Here is an 18,291-nt window from a genome sequence, read left to right on the forward strand (position 1 = left end):
ACTATCCGCCCGATGCATTGCCGACGATCCGACGCCGGGCCTGAGGCGATAGGGCCAGAATCAGTTGGGCCGCGAATTCGTCTTGCAGACTGAAGGCCCGATTCGACTCACGCTCAATCGAGGACATGCGAAACAGCAGTCCATCAGGGATCAGCCCGCGAAAGCCGTAGCGCATCTCTGCCAGCTTCTTGGCTGTGCCGCCTCGAACGGCCGTCTCACCGATCACGGTCCAGTAAGTTACCGGCTCATAGCGCTGATTGCCCAGAACCGTCTCCAGACGCCTCGCCGGAATGCTGGTGCCGCTTATTTGCAGACTGACTGGCCTGTTTGACCGCAGTTGAAAACCCTGCGCCGGGTAGCAGACCTCAGGGTAGTGCATCTGCATGCCGTCGCGTTGATCGTTGCCATAGGCAATCGAAAGCATGACACGCTGCCCTTGGGCATTGATATAGGTGCGGGTCAGGATTTGGCTGTATAGCTGCCTGAGCAAGGCCTCTTGCTGCGGATTGACCACGCCGCCCACTGCACCAGTGTCTACGCGCCAGTTGCCGAACTGCTGGGGAATCACTTGTTCGAGTTTGAACTCGCCATGCAGAGACGCCATGGGAGTTCTGGGCGTGAGTTTCCAGCTAGCCGCAGCGCCAGCCACGCATACCGCGAGGACCATCGCAGCTCGACGAGTCTGCAATTCCACGGGATTGCTCATTGGGCTGACGCCTTGTCCAACTTGCTGGCGCCGAATCGAAGCATGGAATCGGTGGCAATGATGAGCATCAGTGCACTTAAGAAAAGTACCATGCCAGCAAATCCATGCAGAAAACCCTGCCCGGCCTCGTCGCCGAGATGGTAGGTGATGAGCGTTAGCACCATCACGCGAATCACATTGGCGGCAAAGCTGATGGGGACGATCAAGATGGCGAGCGCCACGTTCCGGAACAAGGACGAGTAGCGCACGATGTTGAGGTACAGCAGGCCCAGGGCCTCAAGCGTGAACAGCGTATGCAGACCTGCGCAAGCATCCGCTACCAGCAATTGGTAGGGCCCGATTTGCAGAATTACACCCGTTCGACTGATGGGATAGCCCGCTACGTACAAGATGTTCTCGGCAACATACGACACCGCCATCTTCATCGGCTGTGTCAGCGCATCGACGATGGCCCCTGGCAACGGGATCATGAACAGCATGAAGAACAAGGCAAATGCGAGCGGTTTGAGCTGTGCCGGGCCACGCAGCAACAGCACGCAGCCAGCCACCATCAGCAGGGACGATCCAACCTCAAAAATCCAGATGCCCTGCGACCGCCCGACGGCATAGCCGGCAACCGCCGCCAGAAGCAGGGGCCATGCAGCCCACGGGGCCGGGCGAGCCGAGGGTGCATGCAGCACCAGTTCGCGCTTGCGCCAGATCAGCCAGATGGAAATCGCCAAGACGATGGGGCCATGCCCCTGCTCGTCAGATGCCCAAAGACTGCCAAACAGACTGACCAGGGTAGGCACATACAGCACCAACAGACCCAGCGTCAGCAGCAGCCAAGGCAAGAGTTGCAAGCGGCTCCGAACCTGGTCAGTCGTGGCCGATGCCGTCATCAAGGCCACCTCAGTGTTCGTTCATGATCACGCCCGCCAGTTTCACCGGGCTATTGGCAAGCGTACTCACAAGCTCCCCTACCGCAGAGACACGGCTGCTGTCCTTGCGCGCAATCGCCAAGGCCGCTCCGCAACGCGCGGCAATCACCGCATAGTCAGCGCCATAGGACGCAGCCGGAGTGTCAACGATGACGTAGTCGAACTTGGACACCAGTTCACGCATGAGCAGGCCAAACGATGGCCGCTCAACCAGCTCAGTCGGGTTTGGGGGCTGTGTGCCTACCGGCATCACAAACAGGCTGGGCAGATCGGCCACTGATCGAATCACATTGGCCTCTGCGCGGCCGGACAGGATGCCGGAGAGACCGGTGCCGTTATCCAGGCCGAAAACCTCGTGCTGGCGAGGGTTGCGCATATCGGCATCCACCAGCAGCGTGCGCCCTCCCAATTGGCTGAAGGCGACGGCCATATTTGCTGCGAAGAAGGTCTTGCCGTCGCCGCTGTCGGCACTGATTACCGCTATAGCGCGCCGCGGCTCGTCCGTGTTGAAGAGCCGCATATTGATCTGACTGCGCAACACGCGGAAAGCCTCGGCCTGATGACTGAATGGCTTGTTGGCCAACACCAAATCATTGCTGGCCTGCAGCCCCCCCGGAGCGTAGGGGTAGTGAAACTGCTGGCTCAAGGCCCACAGCACGTCTTCACCCTTCGCCAGGCCAAGGGCCACAGCTGCTTCACCAAACTTCAAGCCTTGCGCCTTTTGGTGCGCGAGGATGCGCTCGACTTGCTCTGCGGAAAGGTTGTTCGCCTCAGCAATGATGGAACCAATGGACCGATCTTGTGGAGACGAAGCAGTCTCGGCACTACGCGAAGAATCTAGTTGGGCGACCATGGGTTCACGAAGCCTTATTGGGCGTTGCGATGTGACCGATCACGCGCTGATGCGCCATACCGGCAAGCTTCTTGGCGTCCGCCGCCTTGGCCGAAGGCCCAGGCAGGACGCCAATCACGGCAAGACCCAGCAGGTCTTGGATGTCTGCCAGGCTGCGGACGCGGCGATCTTGCATTTCTGCGGCCAGCGCTACACCGGTCGCGAGCAACAGGCCAACAAACAAACCCAGCGCTGCGTTCAGAAACACCTTCGGAAAAGACGCTTCAATGGGTGGTACGGCCGGATTCAGCACGCTTACGTTGCTTAGCGTGGCCTGGCTCTCCAGACTCGTTTGATTAAGGCGTTGCACGACGGTGTCATAGGCCCGCTGGGCGTTCTCGACGTCGCGCAGGATCAGTGTGCCTTCGTCGCGCACCTGCTTCATGCGCAAGACCTTGGTACGCTGGGCATCAAGTTCGGCGCGGGTCTGCGCTTCGCGCTGGCGGCTGATGTTGCCGGACACGCCTACACCAGCCGAAAGTCGCTTCACCTCGGCCTCAATGCGCTGTCGCATCTCGGCGATATTGGCTTTGAGCTCGACCACTTGCGGGTGGCTGTCGCCGAGGCGGGCGCTGACCTCCTGCAAACGAGCTTCGGAGCGTGACATATCTGCGCGTAGCGAGGCTACCACCGGGTTGTTGGTGATTTCCTGCAGTTTGTCGGCCGACCCAGCGTTGGCCTGTGATTGCCGGCTCGTGGCTTCGGCTGCCATGGATTGCAACACCACCAGTTGGCTGGAAAGCTCGTTGAGGCGTTGGTTTTCAACGTCCATGCGCTCATCGGTCATCACCACGCCATTCTCGCGCTGGAAGGCACTGAGCTTGCTCTGTGCCTTCTCCAACGCATCACGTGCTTCCTTGACCCGCACGTCAAAGAAGGCACTGTATTGCTTGGCCGGATCAACTCGCAATTCTAGTGCGGTGTCGATGTATGCCTGCACGAAGGCATTGGCAAGACCAGCGGCGAAACGGGGCTCGGGCGCCTTGTAGGACACATTGATCACGTTCGACTCACGCGACGGTGTGACGTCCATATCCTTCTGCAATCGCTCAATCAGCCAAGTCTCTATATCGCCCTCACCCTTTTGGTCGTCAGTCCATTGCTGGCGAATCAGAGGGTTCTCGGTCAGCTTCAGAGCCCGCACGACCCGCCGAGCTACGCGGTCGCTTTTCAGAATATCAACCTGCGTGGCCATCACCGCCGGATTCAGCATCGACTGAAACGCGATTGCCGAGAGGGGATCCGGCTTCACATCGACGACAACGCTGGCCACAGCCGTGTATCTCTTGGGAAGCAGCAGGCTGACAAGCAGTGCCGGAATCAACACGGCCAGCAATACTGCAAAGAACAGCTTCTTGCGCGCGACCAGGATGGAGAGGAACTGGCTGAAGTTCATATTCGTCGGCCCCTTAGAACAAGCTCTCTTTGACGTACACCACGTCACCATCCTTCAGCTGCTCGTCCATCGCTGGCTGAATCACGTGAACCTTGCCGTCGCTGCCCTTGCGGTGCACACGGATGCCCTTCTCGGTGCCGCGCTGGTTGATGCCGCCGCCGGTGGCCAGGCCCTGCATCAGGGTCATGCCGCGCTCCAGGCGCATCGGGCCGGGGCGCTGCACCTCGCCGTAGATGTAGACCATGGGGGCGCGGTCGACCCACAGCACGTCGCCGTTCTGGATCACCACATCCTGGCCGCGGCCGCCGGGGGCGAAGATGGCGGGCAGGTCGATCTCGGTGCGGTAGGGCTGGCCGTTGCGGGTGCCGGTCAGCACCAGGATCTCGCCGCCGGTGCCGGCCACGCCGCCGGCATTGGCCAGCAGGTCGGTCAGGCGCGTGTCGGCCAGCTCCAGCGGGTAGCGGCCGGGGCGGTTCACCTGGCCCAGCACGCTGGCCTGGTTGCCCTTGACCTGCAGCACCACGATGGTGACCTGCGGGTTCTTGACGAAGTTGCCCTTGCGCAGGCCGTCGGCGATCAGCGCCTCGGCCTGGGTGACCGAGAGGCCGCCGATGCGGATGGTGCCCAGCAGCGGGAAGGTCAGCACGCCGGCCTCGGAGACGCGCGTCTCCAGGGTCAGGTCTTGATTCTGGTAGACGCTGATGCGCAGCACATCTCCCGAACCCAGGCGATATTCGGCCGTGGCGGCAGTTGCGGCGTTAGGGGTGGTCTGCGCGAGCGCGCTGCCGGTCACGCCGGTCGACACCAAGGCGCCGACCAGCGCGAGGCATGCGCCGAGGCGCTGCTTGATGTGGCTGGCGATCATTTCTTCAGGCCCATTCCCTTGGAGATGGCGTTGGCATCCAGGCCGCTGGCGGCCGGTGCGGGGGCTGGTGCCGAGGCAGGCGCAGCGGCCTCGGCGGCCGGCGCGCTGCCCGCAGAACCCTCGGCAAACTTGCCGATGTACTCGATCTTGGCGGCCTCGCGCAGGGCCTTCATGTCCTTCTGCACCAGCTCGCTCTTGCGCTGGTTGGTGAGGAACTGCTCGATCGCGGGGCGGGCCTGGTCCTCGCTGACCGGCTGGCTGCGCGAGCCCACCAGGAACAGCACCTGCAAGCCATTGGGGCCCTGGCTGATGACGGAGTCGCCGTCCTTCAATGCGGCGATGCGGTCGAGGCTGGCGAGCGGCAATTGCTCGGCGGCGCGCACTGCCTGGTTGCCGGTGAAGCGGAACTCATTGGCCTTGAGGAATTCGACGAACTCGCCCATGTTCTTGGCGGCCTGCAGCTTGTTGCGCAGGGTTTCGAGCTGATCGGGCTTGGCCTCGATGGCGATCTCCTGCAGGCTGTAGAGGCGGCGCTCCTTGAAGAGCGCGGGCTTGGCGTTGTAGTAGGCGGCGATCTCTTCGGCGGTGGGCTTGGCCACCGCCTCGCCGGTGCGCTCGACATAGGCGCGGGCCAGGATCTCGCGCTTGGCGGCCTCGATCTGCTGCACCACGCGGGGGTCGCGATCGAGCTTGAGGTCCTGTGCCTTCTGCACCGCCAGCTCCTGTTCGATCAGGCGCTCCAGCACCTGGCGCGAGGCGGCTTCGGCCTGCTCGGGCTTGAGGCCTTGCTGGCGCTGCAGCACGAAGTTGATTTGATGAACGGTGATCTCTTCCTTGTTCACCTTGGCGGCGGTCTGGGAGGCGCCGCCCTTCTTGTCGCCGCAGCCGACAAGCAGCACCAGCATTGCGGCCGCAGCGATCACGGCCACGCGCAGACCCACCGCGCCCTGCTTGTTCGTCTTCATCGTCATCGTCATCAAGTTCATTGCTTTGACTTTCTGTATTCCAAAGGACGCAGAGCCGCCATCATCACCGTGATCATCGCTGTGCCCGACTCTCCCCAACCCTGCACGGCCGCCCACGCACAAGCACGGGCAGCACCCGGTCCGCCGTCGGCCAGCGAGTGTAGCTTTGCGACATGACAGCTGACCCCCCTAAGGCGTCAAGCGTTGTGCAAAGCAGCGGCCCGCGCGCGCACGCAAGACATGACCCCCTGCCAACGCAGGGACAGCGCAAACCATAGCCCCAATTGGGGTGCGCGAGCACAAGTTCAGCGCTCAAACGCGGGGAGAAGAAACCCTAGGAGCTGAGGCTCGGACTAGCTAGCATTTAATGCCGGCGTGCAGGGCGACGATGCCGCCGCTGAGGTTGTGCACGTCCACATGGCCGAAGCCGGCCGTCTTCATCATGGCCTTGAGGGTGGCCTGATCGGGATGCATGCGGATCGACTCGGCCAGATAGCGGTAGCTCTCGGCGTCGCCGGCAATCCACTGGCCCAGGCGGGGCAGTATCTTGAACGAGTACCAGTCGTAGGGCTTTTGCAGCGGCTCGGCCACCTTGGAGAATTCCAGCACCAAGAGGCGCCCGCCCGGCTTGAGCACGCGGCACATCTCGGCAAGAGCCTTGTCCTTGTGCGTCATATTGCGCAGGCCGAAGGCCACGCTGACGAGGTCGAAGCTGGCGTCCTTGTAGGGCAGCGCCTCGGCGTCGCAGAGGTTGGTGGGCAGCACCAGGCCCTCGTTGAGCAGGCGGTCGCGGCCCTGGCGCAGCATCGCCTCGTTGATGTCGGTATGCACCACCATGCCGGTCTCGCCGACCTTGGCGGCAAAGGCCTTGGAGAGGTCGCCGGTGCCGCCGGCGATGTCCAGCGCGCGCTCGCCGGGCTTCAGGTTGGCCACCGCCACGGTGTAGGCCTTCCAGGCGCGGTGCATGCCCATGGACATGAGGTCGTTCATGATGTCGTAGCGCGAGGCCACGGAATCGAACACGCCGCGCACGCGGCTGGCCTTCTCGCGCTCGTCAACGGTCTGGAAGCCGAAATGGGTGCTGCTCATGGTCTCGGACTTTCGATGATTCTTCAGTGGTGGTGGCCGCAGGCGCCGCCGGCGGCCTTGCCGGCTTTGGCGGCCATGGGCGCATCGCGATCCACGCCGGCGGCGGCCAGGCGGGCCTCGTAATCGCGCCAGAGCTGCGCCGCATTCGCACCCAGCTCGTACAGATAGTCCCAGGAGAAGATGCCGCTGTCGTGGCCGTCGGAAAAGCGCGGCTGCACGGCGTAATGGCCCACCGGCTCGAGCGCATCGATGCCGACCAGGCGCTTGCCGGTCTGCAGGGTTTCCTGGCCGGGGCCATGGCCCTTCACCTCGGCCGAGGGGCTGTAGACGCGCATCAGCTCGAAGGGGATGCGAAAGCGCGCGCCATCGTCGAACGCCACCTCGAGCACGCGCGACTGCTGGTGCACGGTGAGCTCGGTGGGCTTGGGGGTGTTGCGGTTCAGGCCGGCCATGGCGCCAGTGTAGCCGGGGCATCACCTCTGGCTGCCGGGCCCGATATGGTCTAGGGTGCGCGCACCGCCACCCGCCCGATAGACGCACACCATGCTTCGCCCCACCCCTCTGGCCGCCGCACTGCTGCTGGCCATCTCCACCCTCGGCGCCCAGGCGCTGGACCTGAAAGGCCTCTCCAGCGAGGTGCCGGCCTGCAGCGATTTCTACGGCCATGTGAACGGGCTGTGGGAATCGCGCACCGAATTGCCCGCCAATCGCACACGCGTGGGCAGCTTTGAAGACCTGCGGCGCGCCAACGACGCGCTGCTGGAAAAGGCCCTGGCCGAGCTGGTGCAGGACCGCGCGGCCCAGGACACCCCGGGGCTGGCGCTGCTGGCCCAGTACTACGCCAGCGGCATGGATCTGGCCGCCATCGAGGCGCGCGGTCTGGCGCCGCTGCAGCCCCTGCTCCAGCGCATCGCCGGCCTGCAGCGCGCCGAGGAGCTGCCGGCCAAATTGCCTGTTCTATTGGCCGAGCTGGCACGTCTGCAGATCGCCGCGCCCATGGGCGTCTTTGTGCGCAGCGATGTGAAGGACCCCACCCGGCACGCCCTGATGCTGGGCGCCGGTGGCCTGGGCCTGCCGGACCGCGACGACTATTTCGCCAGCGACGCCACCAGCGCCCGCATCAAGGCCGCCTACCGGCGCTATGCCCAGACCCTCATGGCCGCCGCCGGCACGCCGCTGGACGAGCCGGCCCTGGACGCCGTGCTGGCCATGGAGACCGCGCTGGCCGAGGCCACCAAGACGCGCGCCCAGCAGCGCGACCCGCGCGCCAGCTACAACCCCATGAGCCCGGCCGAACTGGCCGCCGCCGCCCCCGGCTTCGACTGGCAGGCCTACCTGGGCGCACTCAGCACCACCCCCACCCGCAAGGGCGGGGTCGAGCGCGTGATCGTGACCCAGCCCGAGTTCGCCAAGCGCCTGGCCCAGCTGGCGGGCAGCACCGGCATCGCCACCTGGCGCCACTACCTGCAGCTGCGCCTGCTGGACGCCAGCGCCGACCGCCTGCCCAAGGCCTTTGCCCAGGCCCATTACGACTATTACGGCGCCACCATCCTGGGCCAGCAGGCGCCCACGCCGCGCAACGAGGAGGTGATCCAGGCCATCGGCGGGCGCTATGGCAACGCGCCGCTGAGCCAGGCCCTGGGCGAGCTGTATGTGCGCCGTGCCTTCTCGGCCGAGGCGCAGCAGCGCTCCCTGGCGCTGGTGGCCGACATCAAGAGCGCGATGCAGCGCCGCATCAGCGAGCTCAGCTGGATGAGCGCGCCCACCAAGCAGCGCGCGCTGGAAAAGCTGGCCGCCATGGTGCCCAAGATCGGCGCGCCTGAAAAATGGCCCGACTATCAAGACCTGGCCCTGTCCAGGGACGACTACGCCGGCAATATGCTGCGCGTGAATGCCTGGGCCACGCAGCGCCAGATCAACGATCTGGACCGGCCGGTGGATCGCAAGCGCTGGAACACCAGCCCGCATATCGTCAACGCCTTCGCCGGCGGCCTCAACGAGATCACCTTCCCGGCCGGCATCCTGCAGCCGCCCTTCTTCGACGCCAAGGCCGACGATGCGGTGAACTACGGCGGCATCGGCATGGTGATAGGCCATGAGATCACCCACCACTTCGACGACCGTGGCCGCCAGTACGACGCCCTGGGTCGCCTGAACGATTGGTGGACGGCCGAGGACGCGGCCGGCTACAAGGCACGCGCCGAGCGCGTGGTGGCGCTGTACGGTGGCTACAAGCCCCTGCCGGACCACAGCATCAACGGCCAGCTGACCCTGGGCGAAAACATCTCGGACATGTCCGGCCTGCCGATCGCCTTCGAAGGCCTGCAGCTCGCGCTCAAGCGCACGGGCAAGACCGAGAAGGTGGACGGCTACACGCCCGAGCAGCGCTTCTTCCTCTCCAACGCCATCGTCTGGCGCGGCAAGACGCGCACCGAGTTCCTCATCAACCAGCTGCGCACCGACGGCCACTCGCCGGGCAAGTTCCGCGTGCTGGGGCCGATGTCCAACTCGCCGGCCTTTGCCAAGGCCTTCGACTGCAAGGCCGGCGACGGCATGGTGAGCACCGATCCCATCACCGTGTGGTGAACAGCAGCGCCGCGCGCAGCTGGTCGTCCAGCTGCGCCAGCGGCATGGCCAGACGCGCCTCGGCCGCCCCCTCCAGCGTGCGCCGGCGTTCGCCCCAGATCGGGTTGGGGAAATGGCTGTCCCAATCGAAGCGGGCGATCACATGCCAGTGCAGGTGCGGCACCATATTGCCCAGGCTGGCGAGGTTGACCTTGGCGGGCGCGAGCGCCTGGCGCAGCAGCTGCTCGACGCGGTAGACCACCTCCATGCAGGCGCTGCGCGCGGCCAGGTCCAGATCGCTGAATTCGGCCACATGCTGCTGCCAGATGACGCGGTAGAAGGCCGGGAAGTCGGCGTCGGCGACGCGCACCACGCGCCACTGCGGCCGCTCCACCACGAGCAGGCCGCCGGGCTCGGCGCACAGGGGGCAGGCGGCGGCGGTGTTGCTCATGGGGTACTCCGGGCGGCTTAAGATGCCACGACTGTAGCTGCCCTTGCCACGAGGAAACCGCCGATGCTTGCTCGCCGTGTCTGTCTCATCGCCATCTCCACCCTGGCCACGCTGGCCGGCACCGCGGCCCAGGCCGACAACTGGCCGACCAAGCCGATCCGCTGGGTGGTGGCCTACCCGGCCGGCGGCGGCTCGGACTTTCTGGCGCGCCAGCTCGCGCCCCAGCTCGCCAAGCAGCTGGGCCAGCCGCTGGTGATCGACAACCGCCCCGGCGCCGGCGGCATGATAGGCACCGACGCGGCGGCCAAGGCGCCCGCCGACGGCTACACCATCTTGAGCGGCGACAACGGCGCGCTGGTGTTCAACAGCGCCCTGTACAAGAAGCTGCCCTATGCGCCGGCCGATCTGGCGCCGGTGGGGCTGATGGCCAAGTTCCCGCTCATCCTCAGCGTGCACCCGGGCGCCGGCTTCAGCAGCGGCAAGCAGTGGCTGGACGAGGTGAAGGCCAACCCGGGCCGCTACAGCTATGCCTCGCCCGGCATCGGCAGCCCGCACCATCTGGCGATGGAGCTGGTGAAGGACCGCAGCAAGAGCTTCATCGTGCATGTGCCCTACCGCGGCACCGCCTTCGCGGTGCAGGACCTGATGGCCGGCGTGGTGCCCATGGCCATCCTCGACACCGCAGCCGGCCTGCCGCATATTCGCGCCGGCAAGATCAAGCCGCTGGCGGTGCTGGCCAAGAAGCGCATCCCGCAGTTGCCGGACGTGCCCACCTTCGAGGAACTGGGTCTGAAGAACGTGGACGTGGCCGCCTGGCAGGGCCTGTTCGTGCCCAAGGGCACGCCAGCCGAGGCGGTGACGCGGCTCTCCAACGAGATGCAGAAGGCCATCCAGCTGCCCGAGGTGCGCAGCAAGCTCGAAGACTTCGGCCTGGAGCTGGCGCCCAGCGACGCTCCCGCGCTGGCGCGCTTCGTGCAAAGCGAAACGCAGACCTGGCATGCGCTGATCAAGGAGCGCAAACTAGCGGCGGAATGAGCAAACCCAGCACCGCCGCCGCCACCCTGCTGCTCGCGCTGAGCGGCTTGGCCGGACTGAGCCAGGCGGCCGCGCCGGCCTGCGAAAAGAAGCTGCGCTGGAACGACGACCCGCCCTTCTCGATGCGCCTGCCCGACGGCACGATTGGCGGCGTGCAGCTCGACATCAACGTCGAGGCGTTGCGCCGCATGGATTGCAGCGTGAAGCTGGTGGAGATGCCGTTTGCGCGCGCCCTGTTGGAGCTGGAGCATGGCGAACTGGATGTGCTGGCCGGCGCCTTCAGGCGCCCCGAGCGCGAGGCCTATGCCTGGTTCTCGGCGCCGGTGCTGCACTCGCGCAATACGCTCTACATACGCCGCGCCGAGGCCGCGCGCTGGCCTTTCAAGACCCTGCTGGAGCTGCGCGGCAGCCCCTTCAGGCTGGGTGCCCAGATCGGCGTGGTGTACGGACCCGACTACGCCACCCTGATGCAGGACCCCGCCTATGCCCGCGGCGTGAGCAAGGTCAGCAGCCGGCATGCCCTGTGGCAGATGCTGGAGCGCGGCCGCATCGACGGTGTGATTGCCGATGAGCTGACCGCCGAATTCGAACTGGCGCAACTCAAGCTGACCGACAAGCTGCTCAAGACCCAGGTGCAGGTGTCCGACGAGCCGGCACCTACCGCCTTCAGCATGCGCAGCACCGACCCCGCCTTCGTGGAGCGCTACAACAGCACCATCGAGGCGATGCGCCGCGACGGCACGCTGCAGCGCATCGTGCAGCGCTACCTGGGCAGCGCGGGCCTGCAGCAGCCGTAGCAGCCTGTCTGGCTTTGTGTTGCGTCAGCCGCAGCGGGCGCCGGTGTTGCATCCTGGCGCAGACTGCGCACACTACAGGCTCTATCCATCCATCCAACCATATTTGCCTGGAGTCAACCATGTCCAAACTCGTGCGATCCCTTGTCGCGGCCAGCGCCGCTGCGGCGGCGGCATCCGTTGCCGCCCAGGCCCCGACCCAGCTGACCCTGTGCCATGAGAACGCCGACAACGTGCCCTGGATCATGATGGGGGCCAAGCCCGGCTATGCGCAGCTGATGATGGCCGAGGTCGGCAAGCAGCTGAGCATCGGCATCACCCTGGTACCCATGCCCTGGAAGCAATGTCTGGCCGAGGTCAAGGCGGGCAAGGTGGACGGCGCCGTCAGCGGCAGCCACAACAAGGAACGCGCCGAGTTTGCCGACTATCCGATCAAGCTGGACGGCGAGGTCGACGCGACCCGGCGCATGTACCGCGCCTCCTACTCCTTCTACAAGACCAAGGCCGCGCCGCTGCACTGGGACGGCAAGACCCTCAAGGCCGACGGCCTGATCGGCGCACAGCAGGGCTTCTCGGTGGTGGCCCAACTCAAGGAGGCCGGGGCCAAGGTGGAAGACAACACCACCACCGCCGACGAGGTGCTGGCGCGCGCCGCCAGCGGCAAATACCTGGCCGCGGTGGTGCAGAACGCCGAGGGCGACGCCAGCGTGGCCAGCAACCCGGCACTCAAGAGCCTGGAGCGTGTGGACCCCGCCTTCGTCGAGAAGGCCTACTACACCCTGTTCTCCAAGGCCTTCACCGCCAAGCATGCGAACACGGCACGCTCGGTGTGGAACACCATCCTGAAGGTGCGCAACGACCCGGCCTTCAAGGCCCAGACGACGAATCTGACCAAGGGCACCGAATAGGGCCCGATCGGCGGCATCGATGCCAGGGGCCTGGCCTCAGACCAGCACCCGCTCGATGCCGCCGTTGTTGGCCTTGGCCACATAGTCGGGCATCCAGCTCTCGCCCAGGATCTTGTTGGCCATCTCGACCACGATGTAGTCGGCCTCCAGCAGGCCGTTTTGCAGATCGCCGCCGTAGCGCGTCAAGCCCTGCAGGCAGCTCGGGCAGCTGGTGAGGATCTTGAGATTCTCGGCCGCCGCCACCTTGCCGGACTCGCGCAACATCGTCTCGGTCTTGCGCAGCTCTTCTTCCTTGCGGAAGCGCACCTGGGTGGAGATATCGGGGCGCGTCACGCCCAGCGTGCCGCTCTCGCCGCAGCAGCGCTCGCTCTTCACCACCTCGGGGCCCACCAGGGCCTGCACCGTCTTCATCGGCTCCTGCAGCTTCATCGGGCTGTGGCAGGGGTCGTGGTAGAGATAGGCTTGGGCTGAGTCGAGCTTGATGCCCTTCTCCAAGAGGAACTCGTGGATGTCGATGATGCGGCAGCCGGGGAAGATGTCCTCGAACTTGTAGCCCTGCAGCTGGTCGTAGCAGGTACCGCAGCTCACCACCACGGTCTTGATGTCCAGGTAGTTGAGCGTGTTGGCAACGCGATGGAACAGCACGCGGTTGTCGGTGATGATCTTTTCGGCCTTGTCGAACTGACCCGAACCGCGCTGCGGATAGCCGCAGCACAGATAGCCGGGCGGCAGCACGGTCTGCACGCCGGCATGCCAAAGCATGGCCTGGGTGGCCAGGCCCACCTGCGAGAACAGGCGCTCCGAGCCGCAGCCGGGGAAGTAGAACACCGCCTCGGTATCGGCCGTGGTACTGGCCGGGTTGCGGATGATGGGGACGTAGTCCTTGTCCTCGATGTCCAAGAGCGCGCGCGCCGTCTTCTTGGGCAGGCCGCCGGGCAGCTTCTTGTTGATGAAGTGGATCACCTGCTCCTTGATGGGAGCGGCACCCACGCTGGCGCGCGGCGCGGCGGTCTGCTTCCTGGCAAAGCCCTTGAGCAGCTCATGCGCCAGGCGCTGCGCCTTGAAGCCGACACCCACCATCATCGAACGCACCAGCTTGATGGTCTCGGGGTTGGTGGCGTTGAGCATGAACATGGCCGCGGCATTGCCGGGGCGCCAGGTCTTCTGGCCCATCTTGCGCAAGAGGTTGCGCATATTCATGGTGACGTCGCCGAAGTCGATCTTCACCGGGCAGGGGTTCAGGCATTTGTGGCAGACCGTGCAGTGGTCGGCCACGTCCTCGAACTCTTCCCAGTGCTTGATGGAGACGCCGCGGCGCGTCTGCTCCTCGTAGAGGAAGGCCTCCACCAAGAGCGAGGTGGCGAGGATCTTGTTGCGTGGGCTGTAGAGCAGGTTGGCGCGCGGCACATGGGTGGCGCACACCGGCTTGCACTTGCCGCAGCGCAGGCAGTCCTTGACGCTGTCGGCAATCGCGCCGATGTCGCTCTGCTGCATGATCAGCGACTCATGCCCCATCAGCCCGAAGCTTGGGGTGTAGGCATTGCTCAGGTCCGCATAGTCGGTACCGCCGCGCAAGAGCTTGCCCTTGTTGAAGCGGCCCTCGGGGTCGACGCGCTGCTTGTAGCCGGCAAAGCCCGCCAGCTCCTCGTCGGTGAGGAACTCCAGCTTGGTGATGCCGATGCCATGCTCGCCCGAGATCACGCCGTTGAGCGAACGCGCCAGCTTCATGATGCGCGCCACCGCCTCATGCGCCGTCTGCAGCATCTCGTAGTTGTCGGAGTTGACCGGGATATTGGTATGCACATTGCCGTCGCCGGCATGCATGTGCAGGGCCACCCAGACGCGGCCCTTCAGCACCTCGCCATGGATGCGCTTGCACTCGGCCAGGATGGCCTCGAAGGCCGCGCCGGCGAAGATGCCCTGCAGGGGCTTGAAGATCTGCGTCTTCCAGGAGGCGCGCAGGCTGTGGTCCTGCAGCTGGTCGAAGTAGCGCGTGTCGAGCTCGTCCTTCCAGCTCTGCCACAGGCCGCCCACCTCGGCGAGCAGACGCACCGCCTGGCCCACGCGGTCTTCCAGCAGCTCGGCGCTGGGGATCTCGCTGGCGTCGTCGCTCTTGCCCAGGGGCAGCTTGCCCTGGCTGAAGAAGGCCTGCAGGGCCTCCACCAGGGCCAGCTTGTTGCGCAGGCTCAGCTCGATATTGATGCGCTCGATGCCCAGGGTGTACTCGCCCATGCGCTCCAGCGGGATCACCACGTCCTCGTTCACCTTGAAGGCATTGGTGTGCTTGGAAATCGCCGCGGTGCGCTTGCGATCGAGCCAGAACTTCTTGCGCGCATCGGCCGAGACAGCCACAAAGCCCTCGCCGCTACGGGCATTGGCCAGACGCACCACCTCGGAGGTCGCGCGCGCCACGGCGTCCTCGTCGTCACCGACGATGTCGCCCACCAGCACCATCTTGGGCAAGCCACCGCGCTTGCTCTTGGTGGCGTAGCCTACCGCCTTGAGGTAGCGGTCATCGAGATGCTCCAGGCCGGCCAGCAGCACCGGCGTGGCGCCGGCGCCCTCGGCATCGGTATTCACGCCGCCAACTTGGTGGGCGAGCGAGAACATGTAGTTCTTGATGTCGACGATGGAGGGCACGCAGTCCTTGGGGTTGCCAAAGAACTCCAGGCAGACGGTGCGCACATGGCGCGGCATGCGGTGCACGATCCAGCGCGCGCTGGTGATCAGGCCGTCGCAGCCTTCCTTCTGGATGCCGGGCAGGCCGGCGAGGAATTTGTCGGTCACATCCTTGCCCAGGCCCTCCTTGCGGAAGGTGCGGCCGGGGATGTCCAGGCGCTCGCTGCGCTCCAGCTTCTTGCCCGAGGCATCGAAATAGCGCAGCTCGAAGCTGGCCGTCTCGACGTCGTGGATCTTGCCCAGGTTGTGGTTGAGGCGTATCACCTCCAGCCACTTGGCCTCGGGCGTGACCATCTTCCAGGAGGCCAGATTGTCAAGCGCCGTGCCCCACAGCACGGCCTTCTTGCCGCCGGCATTCATCGCCACATTGCCGCCAATGCAGGAGGCCTCGGCGCTGGTGGGGTCCACCGCGAACACGAAGCCATGCTGCTCGGCCAGGTCGGCCACGCGCTGCGTCACCACCCCGGCCTCGCTGAAGATGGTGGCCACCGGCCGGCCCACGCCGGGCAGTTCCATCATTTCCACGCCGCGCAGGGCCTCGAGCTTCTCGGTATTGATGACCGCGCTCTTCCACACCAGAGGCACGGCGCCGCCGGTATAGCCGGTGCCGCCGCCGCGCGGAATGATGGTCAGGCCCAGCTCGATGCAGCCCTTCACCAGATGGGCCATCTCGGCCTCGCTGTCGGGGGTCAGCACCACAAAGGGGTACTCGACGCGCCAGTCGGTGGCGTCGGTGACATGCGAGACGCGCGAGAGGCCGTCGTACTTGATGTTGTCCTTGGCCGTGTGCTTGCCCAGCACCTTGCTGGCGCGGCGGCGCAGCTCGGCCACCTCGTCGAACTGGCCGGCAAAGCGCACCACCGCGGCCTGCGCCAGCGCCAGCAGCTCACCCACCGAGGCATCGCGTTGCGGGTCCAGCGCCGGGTTGCGGCGCTTCTCCACCTCGTGCAGGCGATGCTTCAGGGCATCGATCAGCTGGCCCCGGCGCTTGGGGTTGTCGAGCAGATCGTCCTGCAGATAGGGGTTGCGCTGCACCACCCAGATATCGCCAAGCACCTCGTAAAGCATGCGCGCCGAGCGGCCGGTCTGGCGCTCGTCGCGCAGCGAGTTGGCCAGGTCCCAGGCGCGCGCGCCGAGCAGGCGGATGACGATCTCGCGGTCGGAGAAGGAGGTGTAGTTGTAGGGAATCTCGCGCAGGCGCGGGGCCTCATGCGCGGCGACAACGGCAGCAGCGGACTCTGGGGGCATCAGGGGATGCGGTGCATTCATGGCGGCGGGGGCAGGGAAAGAGCGAGGAGCAAGCAAGGTCCGCTGGCTTGTGGCCTGGATGGCGCGCAGGGCGTGGAGCGAGTCGCCGCAGCCCGGACTGCGCAGGGCGTCGATCCTACCGCAGCGCAGCATGGACGCCCTGTGCAAGCCCGATTACCCTTGGCCCGCACCGGTGCTTGCCGCCGCGCAAGAACTGACCCCGCGCCTGTGTTTACCAGATGGTGAACTGTCACAATGCGCGGCTAATCTGCCTGGTTTCCCATTCGAGAGGAGCATCAACGTCCATGAAAGCACATCAGCTCGCGGCCGCGGCCCTGATCGCCAGCCTGTCCGTCGGCGCGCAGGCGCAGACAGAGATCCAATGGTGGCACTCGATGAGCGGCGCGCTGGGCGACTGGGTCAACGACCTCGCCCGTGAATTCAACGCCAGCCAGAAGGACGTCAAGATCGTCCCGGCCTACAAGGGCAGCTACGACGAGTCGATGACCGCCGCGATCGCCGCCTTCCGCGCCGGCAATGCGCCACACATCCTGCAGGTCTTCGAGGTCGGCACCGCCACCATGATGGCCAGCAAGGGCGCCATTGTGCCGGTGGGTGAGGTGATGAAGATGGGCGAGGCCAAGTTCGACCCCAACGCCTACGTGCCGGCGGTAGCCGGCTATTACACGGCACCGAGCGGCCAGATGCTGTCCATGCCCTTCAACAGCTCGACCACCGTCTTCCATTACAACAAGGACGCCTTCAAGGCCGCCGGCCTGGACCCCAACAAGCCGCCTGCCACCTGGCCCGAGGTGGCGCTGGCCGCAGCCAAGCTCAAGGCCAGCGGCCACAAGTGCCCCTTCACCACCACCTGGGTGAGCTGGACCCAGTTCGAGAGCTTCTCCGCCTGGCACAACGTCGAGTTCAGCACCAAGAACAACGGTTTCGGCGGTACCGACACGCGCCTGGCCTTCAACACCCCGCTGCACCAGCGCCATATCGAGAACCTGGCGAACATGGCCAAGCAGGGCCTGTTCGTCTACAAGGGCCGCGGCAACACCGGCGACGCCACCTTCTACTCGGGCGAATGCGCGATGCTGACCGGCAGCTCGAGCCTCTACGCCAATATCAAGAAGAACGCCAAGTTCGCCAGCGGCATCGCCCCCCTGCCCTACTACCCCGATGTGGCCGGCGCGCCGCAGAACACCGTGATCGGCGGCGCCAGCCTGTGGGCGATGGCGGGCAAGAAGCCGGCCGAGTACAAGGGCATCGCAGCCTTCTTCAGCTACCTGGCACGCGCCGAGGTGGCCGCCGAGAGCCACAAGCGCACCGGCTATCTGCCGGTCACCAAGGCGGCCTACGAGCTGAGCGAGAAGAGCGGCTTCTACAAGGCCAACCCCGGCACCGATGTGGCGGTGACGCAGATGATACGCAAGACCACCGACAAGTCGCGCGGCGTGCGCCTGGGCAACTTCGTGCAGATCCGCACCATCATCGACGAGGAGATGGAGAACGTCTGGTCCGGCAAGAAGACGCCCAAGGAAGGCATTGACGCGGCCATCCAGCGCGGCAACGAACAACTGGAAAAGTTCCAGAAAACAGCCAAGCTGTGACCCACCCCCTACGCGCTTCGCGCGCCCCCTCAAGGGGGCACGCCCGCAGGACCGGCAGAGCCGGATCCTCGGGCGTTGCTGGGCTCGGCTTGGCGGCCGCCCATACAGCGTCACCAAGCACCTTAGGCTTCCTTCGCAGCATGACTTTCTGACTGCATCGCAATG

General features: G+C 65.5%; 15 protein-coding genes. 5 read left to right on the forward strand and 10 right to left on the reverse strand.

The window, feature by feature from the left end; genetic code table 11:
* Position 1 precedes the first annotated feature (1 nt).
* The 8 genes from epsI to WG898_RS15850 form a co-directional block, all read right to left on the reverse strand.
* The gene (gene epsI, locus WG898_RS15815; RefSeq protein ID WP_339603763.1) at positions 2-706 is read right to left on the reverse strand and encodes an exosortase-associated protein EpsI, B-type; all 705 of its coding nucleotides are present in this window, start codon (positions 704-706) and stop codon (positions 2-4) included.
* Positions 703-1,587 carry an exosortase B gene (gene xrtB / locus WG898_RS15820; RefSeq protein WP_339603764.1) on the reverse strand — a complete coding sequence of 295 codons (885 nt, stop codon included), beginning with the start codon at positions 1,585-1,587 and terminating at the stop codon, positions 703-705. The genes epsI and xrtB overlap by 4 nt, the downstream gene beginning before the upstream one ends.
* A 10-nt stretch (positions 1,588-1,597) precedes the next feature.
* Positions 1,598-2,479, reverse strand: coding sequence for a polysaccharide biosynthesis tyrosine autokinase (locus WG898_RS15825; protein WP_339603765.1), 882 nt, complete (start codon positions 2,477-2,479; stop codon positions 1,598-1,600).
* Between the two features lie 4 nt (positions 2,480-2,483).
* The gene (gene epsF / locus WG898_RS15830) at positions 2,484-3,914 is read right to left on the reverse strand and encodes a chain length determinant protein EpsF (RefSeq protein WP_339603766.1); all 1,431 of its coding nucleotides are present in this window, start codon (positions 3,912-3,914) and stop codon (positions 2,484-2,486) included.
* Positions 3,915-3,927: 13 nt separating this feature from the next.
* A complete protein-coding gene (gene epsE, locus WG898_RS15835; RefSeq protein WP_339603767.1) occupies positions 3,928-4,779 on the reverse strand; it encodes a polysaccharide export protein EpsE in 852 nt (283 codons plus the stop codon).
* On the reverse strand, positions 4,776-5,765 hold the full coding sequence (locus WG898_RS15840) for an EpsD family peptidyl-prolyl cis-trans isomerase (RefSeq protein ID WP_339603768.1): 990 nt from the start codon (positions 5,763-5,765) through the stop codon (positions 4,776-4,778). Before WG898_RS15840 ends, epsE begins: the two co-directional genes overlap by 4 nt.
* Before the next feature lie 336 nt (positions 5,766-6,101).
* Positions 6,102-6,833, reverse strand: a complete 732-nt coding sequence (ubiE, locus tag WG898_RS15845) for a bifunctional demethylmenaquinone methyltransferase/2-methoxy-6-polyprenyl-1,4-benzoquinol methylase UbiE (RefSeq protein WP_339603769.1) — start codon at positions 6,831-6,833, stop codon at positions 6,102-6,104.
* Between the two features lie 23 nt (positions 6,834-6,856).
* Complete coding sequence (locus WG898_RS15850) at positions 6,857-7,285, reverse strand: gamma-butyrobetaine hydroxylase family protein (RefSeq protein ID WP_339603770.1); 429 nt, start codon at positions 7,283-7,285, stop codon at positions 6,857-6,859.
* Positions 7,286-7,376: 91 nt separating this feature from the next.
* Here WG898_RS15850 and WG898_RS15855 point away from each other — a divergent pair, with 91 nt between their 5' ends.
* Positions 7,377-9,419, forward strand: coding sequence for a M13 family metallopeptidase (locus WG898_RS15855; protein ID WP_339603771.1), 2,043 nt, complete (start codon positions 7,377-7,379; stop codon positions 9,417-9,419).
* On the opposite strand, the gene WG898_RS15860 is transcribed toward WG898_RS15855, so the two are convergent.
* Positions 9,406-9,849: an HIT family protein gene (locus tag WG898_RS15860; RefSeq protein ID WP_339603772.1), complete on the reverse strand. Its 444-nt coding sequence runs from the start codon at positions 9,847-9,849 to the stop codon at positions 9,406-9,408. The genes WG898_RS15855 and WG898_RS15860 overlap by 14 nt on opposite strands.
* A 63-nt stretch (positions 9,850-9,912) precedes the next feature.
* Here WG898_RS15860 and WG898_RS15865 point away from each other — a divergent pair, with 63 nt between their 5' ends.
* The 3 genes from WG898_RS15865 to WG898_RS15875 all read left to right on the forward strand — a co-directional run bounded on the left by WG898_RS15865 (position 9,913) and on the right by WG898_RS15875 (position 12,586).
* Positions 9,913-10,884 carry a Bug family tripartite tricarboxylate transporter substrate binding protein gene (locus tag WG898_RS15865; RefSeq protein WP_339603773.1) on the forward strand — a complete coding sequence of 324 codons (972 nt, stop codon included), beginning with the start codon at positions 9,913-9,915 and terminating at the stop codon, positions 10,882-10,884.
* A complete protein-coding gene (locus WG898_RS15870; RefSeq protein ID WP_339603774.1) occupies positions 10,881-11,681 on the forward strand; it encodes a substrate-binding periplasmic protein in 801 nt (266 codons plus the stop codon). Before WG898_RS15865 ends, WG898_RS15870 begins: the two co-directional genes overlap by 4 nt.
* A gap of 119 nt (positions 11,682-11,800) precedes the next feature.
* Entirely contained in the window at positions 11,801-12,586 is a 786-nt protein-coding gene (locus tag WG898_RS15875; RefSeq protein WP_339603775.1) for a substrate-binding periplasmic protein, read from the forward strand.
* Positions 12,587-12,622: 36 nt separating this feature from the next.
* Here WG898_RS15875 and WG898_RS15880 read toward each other — a convergent pair whose 3' ends face one another.
* A complete protein-coding gene (locus tag WG898_RS15880; RefSeq protein WP_444718953.1) occupies positions 12,623-16,534 on the reverse strand; it encodes a DUF3683 domain-containing protein in 3,912 nt (1,303 codons plus the stop codon).
* A 284-nt stretch (positions 16,535-16,818) separates the two neighbouring features.
* Here WG898_RS15880 and ugpB point away from each other — a divergent pair, with 284 nt between their 5' ends.
* Positions 16,819-18,126, forward strand: a complete 1,308-nt coding sequence (gene ugpB, locus WG898_RS15885; RefSeq protein ID WP_339603777.1) for a sn-glycerol-3-phosphate ABC transporter substrate-binding protein UgpB — start codon at positions 16,819-16,821, stop codon at positions 18,124-18,126.
* The last annotated feature ends 165 nt before the right edge of the window (positions 18,127-18,291 follow it).

The sequence above is a fragment of the Paucibacter soli genome, assembly GCF_037482845.1.
Lineage (GTDB): Bacteria > Pseudomonadota > Gammaproteobacteria > Burkholderiales > Burkholderiaceae_C > Paucibacter_B > Paucibacter_B soli.

Bases quoted from the DNA above. Each gene is read 5' to 3' on its own strand.
- epsI (WP_339603763.1), bottom strand. From the start codon at position 706: ATGAGCAATCCCGTGGAATTGCAGACTCGTCGAGCTGCGATGGTCCTC.
- xrtB (WP_339603764.1), bottom strand. From the start codon at position 1,587: ATGACGGCATCGGCCACGACTGACCAGGTTCGGAGCCGCTTGCAACTC.
- WG898_RS15825 (WP_339603765.1), bottom strand. From the start codon at position 2,479: ATGGTCGCCCAACTAGATTCTTCGCGTAGTGCCGAGACTGCTTCGTCT.
- epsF (WP_339603766.1), bottom strand. From the start codon at position 3,914: ATGAACTTCAGCCAGTTCCTCTCCATCCTGGTCGCGCGCAAGAAGCTG.
- epsE (WP_339603767.1), bottom strand. From the start codon at position 4,779: ATGATCGCCAGCCACATCAAGCAGCGCCTCGGCGCATGCCTCGCGCTG.
- WG898_RS15840 (WP_339603768.1), bottom strand. From the start codon at position 5,765: ATGAACTTGATGACGATGACGATGAAGACGAACAAGCAGGGCGCGGTG.
- ubiE (WP_339603769.1), bottom strand. From the start codon at position 6,833: ATGAGCAGCACCCATTTCGGCTTCCAGACCGTTGACGAGCGCGAGAAG.
- WG898_RS15850 (WP_339603770.1), bottom strand. From the start codon at position 7,285: ATGGCCGGCCTGAACCGCAACACCCCCAAGCCCACCGAGCTCACCGTG.
- WG898_RS15855 (WP_339603771.1), top strand. From the start codon at position 7,377: ATGCTTCGCCCCACCCCTCTGGCCGCCGCACTGCTGCTGGCCATCTCC.
- WG898_RS15860 (WP_339603772.1), bottom strand. From the start codon at position 9,849: ATGAGCAACACCGCCGCCGCCTGCCCCCTGTGCGCCGAGCCCGGCGGC.
- WG898_RS15865 (WP_339603773.1), top strand. From the start codon at position 9,913: ATGCTTGCTCGCCGTGTCTGTCTCATCGCCATCTCCACCCTGGCCACG.
- WG898_RS15870 (WP_339603774.1), top strand. From the start codon at position 10,881: ATGAGCAAACCCAGCACCGCCGCCGCCACCCTGCTGCTCGCGCTGAGC.
- WG898_RS15875 (WP_339603775.1), top strand. From the start codon at position 11,801: ATGTCCAAACTCGTGCGATCCCTTGTCGCGGCCAGCGCCGCTGCGGCG.
- WG898_RS15880 (WP_444718953.1), bottom strand. From the start codon at position 16,534: ATGAATGCACCGCATCCCCTGATGCCCCCAGAGTCCGCTGCTGCCGTT.
- ugpB (WP_339603777.1), top strand. From the start codon at position 16,819: ATGAAAGCACATCAGCTCGCGGCCGCGGCCCTGATCGCCAGCCTGTCC.